We start from the raw sequence: 7,220 nt of genomic DNA, 5'->3' as shown, positions 1-7,220 counted from the left end.
CCGCCCACCACCGCCTCCTCCGCGTCCCGTCAAGGTCGTCCGACCTCAGCCCCCACGGCAGGCCGCTCGACACTGAGCAAGAAGGGCTATTTCCCGAAGATGACTGGGTGCGCTAGGACACCGCCCCATGTCCATCCGAAACCTCGCAGTGACGACCCTCCTGGCGCTCAGCGCGGTGCTCACCGGCTGCTCCAGCAACGCCGACACCATCTGTGACCATCGCAAGGAGTGCTTCGACTCCAAACTCGACACGGGAAAGTGCGCGGACACCATCAACGACTGGGTGGATGACCGCGACTCCGACGACCGGAAGGACGCCGTGGCGGAGTGTGCCGACTGCGCCGCCGACAAGAGCTGCTCCGAGTACCTGGAGCGCTGCATCGACGACTGCTTCGTCGTTCCCTGAAGAAGAGGCCACCGGGGCCCGCTCGCCTGACGCGGGCCCCGGGGTGTCACGCGCCTAGTTGCGCGTCCACTGGTCCAGCCAGGCCAGCACCTCGTCGTGCCACTGGATGCTGTTGGCGGGACGCAGGACCCAGTGGTTCTCCTCCGGGAAGTAGAGCAGCTTGGAGGGGATGCCCTTGCGCTGGAGCGCGGTGAAGGTGCCCAGGCCCTGCGTCTCCACGACGCGGAAGTCCTGACCGCCGTGCACCACCATCATCGGCGTCTTCCACTTCGCCACGTGGTTGATGGGGCTGTGCTTGCCGTAGCCCTCCGGGTTCTCCCACGGCGTGCCCTTGTGCTCCCACTCCGGGAACCACAGCTCCTCGGTGTCGAAGTAGCCCATGCGCTCGTCGAGGATGCCGTCGTGGTTGACCAGGCACTTGAAGCCGTCCGGCCAGTTGCCGGCAATCCAGTTGATCATGTACCCGCCGTAGCTGGCACCGAGCGCGCACTTCTTCTCCTTGGAGATGAAGGGGTAGCGCTGCAGCGCGGCGGCCAGGCCCTTCTGCAAATCCTCCAGCGGCTTGCCGCCCCAGTCGTCACGGATGGAGTCGGTGAACGCCTGCCCGTAGCCGGTGGAGCCGTGGAAGTCGACCATGACGGCCACGTAGCCCCGGCCCGCGTAGACCTGGGGGTTCCACCGGTAATGGAAGTGATTGCCGAAGGAGCCCTGCGGTCCGCCGTGGATGAGGAAGGCCAGCGGGTACTGGCGCTTCGGGTCGAAGTCCACCGGCTTCACGACGTAGGCGCGCACCGTCTCGTTGTTCCAGCCGGGGAACTCGAACTGCTCGAAGCCGCCGAAGCGGATGCGCGCGAGCGCGTCCTGGTTCACCTGGGTGATTTGCTTGGAGGTGCCGTCCGCGTTGAGGACGTGCAGGTCCGCGGGCGAGTCCAGGTCGTCATGCACGTAGACCAGGCTGCCATTGGCCGCGGGCTGGGGTGAGTCGTCGGTGCCGTCCTTGGTGAGCTGGCGCACCTGGTTGCTCGCCACGTCCAGCGCGAACAGGGGCACCAGGCCGATGTGGCCCGCGGACGCGTACAGCGTCTTGCTGTCCGGGCTCCACGCGAGCGAGCCGGCGGAGCGGTCCCAGTCCTCGGCGAGCACGCGCTCCTGGCCACCCGGCCACGTGCGCAGGATGACGCGGTAGCGGTCCGCCTCGAAGCCCGGGCGGGCCATGGCGAGGTACGCGAGCGTCTTGCCGTCGGGGCTGAAGACGGGGCTGGTGTCGGTGGCGCGGTTCTTCTCGGTGAGCTTGCGCGGCTTCGCCTTGCCGTCGACCGGGGACACGAAGAGGTCCAAATCCGTGGACCAGGACTCGGTGCGACCCACGTCGCGCGCGGTGAAGACCACGCTCTTGCTGTCCGGGGTGAAGGTGTACTCCTCCGGACCGCCGAAGGGCTTGGTGGGGCCGTCCGCGTCCATGCCCTTCATCACGTCCACGGGCGTGCCGCCGGCGACGGGGACGACGAACACGTGCGAGCGCTTTCCGTCCTTCCACGTGTCCCAGTGACGGGCGAAGAGCTTGTCGTAGGTGCGGCCGGTGGACTTGCGCTTGGAGCGCTCCGTCTCGCGCTGGGTGTTGCACTCCAGCCCGGAGGTGCAGTCGGGGAACACGTCCATGGACACGGCGAGCCGCGTGCCGTCGGGGGACAGGCGGAAGCTGCCCACGTCCAGGGGGAGCTTCGTCACGGCGAGGGGCTCGCCGCCGTCCACGGGCAGGCGCCACACCTGCGAGGAGCCGCCGCGCGAGGAGAGGAAGAAGAGGCTCTTGCCGTCCGGGGCCCAGGTGGGGTCCGAGTCCGAGTCGGGATGCGAGGTGAGCTGGCGCGAGCCGCTCCCGTCGATGTTGACGAGCCACAAGTCATTGCGGCCCCGGTTGGCTTCCAGGTCGGTGGAGCGCAGGACGTAGGCGACCTGTTTGCCGTCCGGGGAGACGCGCGGGTTGCTCAGCCGGCGCATCGAAATCATGTCGTGGTGGGTGAACGGCTGGGGCCGGGCGGGCGCCGGAGAGGCGGCGATGGCCAGGGCCGCGACAAGCGACAGCGACAAGGTGTCCTCCTGGGGTGGACCCAGGCGCTGGCCTCCAGGCGAGCGCTCGGGTTGGGGGCATACGGGGGTGGACCGTGCCCGCTCCTCTGGACGCTGTCCACCCTGGGGCCTCGGAACATGCGAGCGGCCCGTGTATGCCCGGGTTAATGAGAGGGCCATGAGCGAACCCGTCACCGTCCGCGTCTGGTCCGATTTCGTCTGTCCCTGGTGTTACGTCGGCCTGCAGGAAGTCAAAAAGCTGAGCCAGGAGTACGACCTCCAGGTGGACTGGCGTCCGTTCTTCCTGCGCCCGGAGACGCCGCCCGAGGGGCTGCCCCTGCCCGCGCACATCCGCGAGAAGATGAAGGACCCCAACAACCCGCTGAAGCTGCGCGCGGCGCAGGCGGGGTTGAAGATGGTGGACCGGGACGTCATTCCGTCCACGAAGCGGGCGCACCAGGCCACCGAGTACGCGCGAACCCAGGGCAAGCTGGAGCCGTACCATGCGGCCCTGTTGCGTCGGTACTGGAGTGAGGGACAGGACCTCTGGCAGTGGGAGACGCTGCGCGGCGCGGCGGAGGAAGTGGGCCTGGAGCCGGACGCGCTCCAGCAGGCCGTGGAGGGTGGGCACTTCGAGAAGGTGGTGGACGACGCGGTGCGCGAGGCGCGGGAGATGGGCGTCAGCGCGGTGCCCACGTTCGTGCTCGGAGACCGCTTCGGCATCCAGGGCGCGCAGGACTACGCCGTGTTCCGTCAGGCGATGGAGCGATTGGGCGCGAAGCCGCGCTCGGCGACCTGAGCGCGCGGAGACTCAGAGTCCCTGGAGGAGCACGAGCATCCGGGGCAGCGAGTCCGGCCCCGCGCCGCCCGAGAGTCCCTGGGCGAGCGTGTGCAGCTCGGAAGACTGTTCGAGGTGCTTCGCGCTCAACTGGAAGCACTCCACCGCCGCCGCGTCGAGCTGGGCGCGAGCATCCTCCGTGGCCGCGAGGTCGTCGCGCTCGCACAGCGCCACCACCGTCGGGTGGCCGAGCAGCACCCAGCGCAACACCGCCGCCCGCAGCGCGAGCTTGAAGACATAGTCGAGCACCGACGGCGCATCGGTGAACGGATGGCGCAGCCAGTGGTTCACCGCGTGGTGCCGGAAGTACTGCTCCACGCGCTCGCCCAGCACGGGCTCCAGTCGAGCCCTGCGCGCCGCATAACGGGCCCAGACGTCGTCCGGCGCCGCCTGCGGCCCTCCGTAGGACGCCAGCACCGCGCGAGCCCAGCCACTGAATCGCTCGCTGCCCACGGCCCCCACGCGCGACCTCAGCACCATGCCGCAGATGCCCGCCCACGGTCCTCCAGGCAGCGACACCTGGGAGACCGCCGCATGCAACGCGGCCAGCGTCTCCGCGTCCTCGAACGTCGCGAGCGTCTGGGTCAACAGCGCCTCCGCGCCCTCCTCCCGGAACACCTCGGTGCCCCGGAAGTAGAAGGGCCCCAGCCGCCGCGCCAGCTCTCCCAGCATGAACAGCCGCGAGGCGAACGGATGCTCACGCCGCTCCAGGATGCGCAGCGCCACGGCGCGCACGCGCTCCGAGTGCACCATCCACGCGTCCTCGCCCCCCAGCACCCGGGCAATCTCCGGCCGCGCCGCGAGCGAGGCGTCCACCGGCACCTGCTCCAGCGCATCCTCCGCGAGCAGACACAGCCGCACCACCTCGGGACAGCCGAACGAGCCCGTCACCTCCAGCCGCCCTGCCCTGCGAGTCGCCACGCGCGGAAACATCGCGCACGCATCCGGCAGCGCGACCTCGCCATACTTCCGGTGCAGCGCGCACAGCTTGCGCTCGTCGAGGAACGAGCAGTTCCCGTCCTCGCGCTTGGTGATGTACGCGGCCTCCGCGCCCGAGCCGCTGCCCGGGTCCGGCACCACGAGCGCTTCGACTCGCGCCGCATCGGGCCCACCGGCCACCACGTCGCGAAGGATGCGCCAGCGCGCATCACTCACCGGCACGACGAGCCCCGCGCAGCAGGTGTCCTCGCACGCGTCCGCGAGGCACTGGAAGCGCGTCAGGTACCGGGGCGCTGAGACGGACGACATGGAACTCCCGAGGTCAGGCGTCGTCCGAGCCACTGTGGAGCGTGGCGGTGTTCCCCTTCGGATTCGGGCCGGGGGCGAAGGCTTGCCGGTCCAGTTCGGCGAACAGGCGCACCACGCACGCATCGCAGATGGTGGCGCCGCCGGTGCCCTGTCGCAGCGGGCCCGCCTGATGCTCGGGGGCGCCGCAGAAGGAGCAGCGCCGACGGGAGGGAGTGTGCTGGCTCAAGACGTACGGTCCTTTCGTCCCTCGGCGTGCCCGCTACTTGCGGCCCAGCGCTTTCTTCACGAAGCCCCAGAAGCCACCCGCGCGCTCCTTCAGGTCCGCGCCACGGCGCTCCTCGGCGGCCTTCACCGATTCCTTGCTCACCTGGAGCTGCTTCTGGAGCTCCTCGGGTGAGTAGCGCGTGGCCAGCGTGGCCTTCACTTCCTTGCGCGTGGAGTACTCGCGAGCCTCGACATGCAGCACGCACTCCGAATCGAGCTTGATGGTGACGGCGACTCGCACCGAACCCTTCGGCCCCCGAGGCAGTCCCTCGATGCGCACCGTGCCCAGGTACTCGTTGGCGGAGATGTGGTTGTCCTCGCCCTGGAAGATGGACAGCTCCAGGAACTCCTCGTTGTCCTTCGTCGTGTTGAGGGCGAAGGAGCGCTGCGCGGGCAGCGGGCTGTTGCGCTCGATGACGCGCTTGAAGACGCCACCGGGCATCGCCACGCCGACCGTCATGGGCAACACGTCGATGAGCACCACGCTGCTCACCTTGTCCACCGAGCCCGAGTAGAGCGCCGCGCCCAGGGCGACGGCCTCGTCCGCGTTGACGCTCGCCTGCGGGCCCTTGCCGAACAAGCCCTTGAGCTTTTCGCGCACCAGGGGCATGCGGCTCATGCCGCCCACGAGGATGATGTCGTCCACCTCGCTGGCCTTCAGCTTCGCGTCCAGCAGCACGTCGCGCACCACGTCCACGGTGCGGCTGAGCAGCGGGTCGCAAATCTTCTCCAGCTCCTGCCGCGTCATCACGACGCGCAAGTCACGAGGGCGGCCCGCATCGTCCATCATCAACATGGGGATGTGGACCTCGAAGCTGGCGCGCTCGGAGAGGGCCATCTTCGCGCGCTCGGCGGCGTCGCTGACGCGCGACAGGGCGATGCCGTCGCCGTTGAAGGCCATGCCCTCCTTCTCCTGGAAGCGCTGGAGGAGGAAGTCGACGATGAGGTTGTCGAAGTCGATACCGCCCAGGAAGATGTCGCCGCCGGTGCCGAGCACCTCGAAGACGTTCTTCTCGATTTTGAGGATGGTGGCGTCGAAGGTACCGCCGCCCAAATCGTAGACGAGGACCTTCTTGTTCAGCTCGCGGTTGAGGCCATACGCGAGCGCCGCCGAGGTGGGCTCGTTGAGGATGCGCTCCACCTTGAGGCCCGCGAGAATGCCGGACTTGCGCACCGCTTCGCGCTGCGGCTCGGAGTAGTACGCGGGCACCGTCACCACCGCGCGCTCCACCTTCTGGTTGAGGTGGGCCTCCGCCATCTCCTTGCACTCGCGGAGGATGATGGCCTGCACCTCCTCCAACGAGAGCACGCTGTCCGCCAGTCGCACGGCGGCGCGGCCGGCGGCGTCGGGGACGATTTCGTAGTGGAAGCGCTCGCGGACCTGGTTCACCACGGCGCTGTCGTAGGGACGACCCACCAGTCGCTTCGCGCCGTAGATGGTGTGCTGCGGGCGCAACACGAGCTGGTTCTTCGCGCGGTGGCTGACGAGCAGCTTGTTCTGCGCGTTGAGCGAGATGACCGACGGAATCGTGTTGTAGCCCTCGCGCGAGCGAAGGACCATCGGGCGCCCGTTGGACAAGAGCGCCACGCACGAGTTGGTGGTGCCCAGGTCGATGCCGATGACGGGCCCCGTGCCCACGATTTGCGGAGGCGGCGGGAGGAAGACCGTCTTCGGCAGGCCCCGCTCATCCAGCGCGGGCGCGGCGAGCGGTGTCGCGGGCTTCGCTGACGCCGGCGAGAGCAACGTGGGAGTCCCCACCGGCTCGGGAGCCCGAGGGGCCTCGCGGCGCACGTTGGGCAGCGACGCGGCCGCCACGGGCGACGGAGGCGGCGGCTGGAACGCGGGCGGCGGCGGTGGAGGCTGGAACGCGGCGGGCGGAGGCGGAGGACGGGCCGCGGCGGGAGGCGGCGCGGGCATCCGAGGCGCCGCGACTCCGGGAGAGGGACTCGTGCCCATCCCCGACAGGTCCAGGTCGAACTCGCGGCCGCCACCAGCGGGGCGAGTGGCGGACGGAGGCGGAGGAGGCGAGGTCCGCGTCGGAGGCGGCGCCGCCGGAGGGAGTTCCTCCACGGCATCGCTGAAATCCAGCTCGAACTCGAGGCTCCCACCGCTCGGCTTGGACGCCGGAGGAGGCGGCGGCGCGGCCGGGCGCGGAGGCGCTGCGCGAGGGGACTCCTCCACGGCCTCACTGAAGTCCAGGTCGAACTCGAAGGCTCCACCGCTCGACCTGGCGGCCACGGCGGGCGGCGGCGCGGCGGGACGCGCGGGAGGGGACTCCTCCACGGCCTCGCTGAAATCCAGCTCGAACTCGAAGCTCCCACCGCTCGGCGTGGAAGCCGGCGGCGGCGCGGCGGGACGCGCGGGAGGCGGGGCCGGGCGCGAGGGCGGTGTGGGAG

General features: G+C 69.7%; 6 protein-coding genes. 2 read left to right on the top strand and 4 right to left on the bottom strand.

Annotated elements, in window-relative coordinates; translation table 11 throughout:
• The first annotated feature begins 127 nt into the window (after positions 1–127).
• Positions 128–406: a hypothetical protein gene (locus tag FJV41_RS47035; RefSeq protein ID WP_141649158.1), complete on the top strand. Its 279-nt coding sequence runs from the start codon at positions 128–130 to the stop codon at positions 404–406.
• Between the two features lie 54 nt (positions 407–460).
• On the opposite strand, the gene FJV41_RS47030 is transcribed toward FJV41_RS47035, so the two are convergent.
• Positions 461–2,494 (bottom strand): S9 family peptidase, encoded by a 2,034-nt coding sequence (locus FJV41_RS47030; protein WP_141649157.1) that lies wholly within the window; start codon positions 2,492–2,494, stop codon positions 461–463.
• Positions 2,495–2,651: 157 nt separating this feature from the next.
• On the opposite strand from FJV41_RS47030, the gene FJV41_RS47025 reads away from it, so the two are divergent.
• On the top strand, positions 2,652–3,272 hold the full coding sequence (locus FJV41_RS47025) for a DsbA family oxidoreductase (RefSeq protein WP_141649156.1): 621 nt from the start codon (positions 2,652–2,654) through the stop codon (positions 3,270–3,272).
• A 12-nt stretch (positions 3,273–3,284) separates the two neighbouring features.
• Here FJV41_RS47025 and fliB read toward each other — a convergent pair whose 3' ends face one another.
• The 3 genes from fliB to FJV41_RS47010 all read right to left on the bottom strand — a co-directional run.
• The gene (gene fliB, locus FJV41_RS47020) at positions 3,285–4,559 is read right to left on the bottom strand and encodes a flagellin lysine-N-methylase (RefSeq protein ID WP_141649155.1); all 1,275 of its coding nucleotides are present in this window, start codon (positions 4,557–4,559) and stop codon (positions 3,285–3,287) included.
• 13 nt (positions 4,560–4,572) lie between these two features.
• Complete coding sequence (locus FJV41_RS47015; protein ID WP_141649154.1) at positions 4,573–4,785, bottom strand: ClpX C4-type zinc finger protein; 213 nt, start codon at positions 4,783–4,785, stop codon at positions 4,573–4,575.
• A 33-nt stretch (positions 4,786–4,818) separates the two neighbouring features.
• Positions 4,819–7,220, bottom strand: a 2,402-nt coding sequence (locus tag FJV41_RS47010) for an Hsp70 family protein (RefSeq protein ID WP_141649153.1), incomplete at its 5' end; no start/stop codon positions are given.

The sequence above is a fragment of the Myxococcus llanfairpwllgwyngyllgogerychwyrndrobwllllantysiliogogogochensis genome (assembly GCF_006636215.1).
GTDB lineage: Bacteria > Myxococcota > Myxococcia > Myxococcales > Myxococcaceae > Myxococcus > Myxococcus llanfairpwllgwyngyllgogerychwyrndrobwllllantysiliogogogochensis.
The sequence above is the reverse complement of the archived record's forward strand: the minus strand, read 5'-3'. Positions and strand labels throughout refer to the sequence as shown.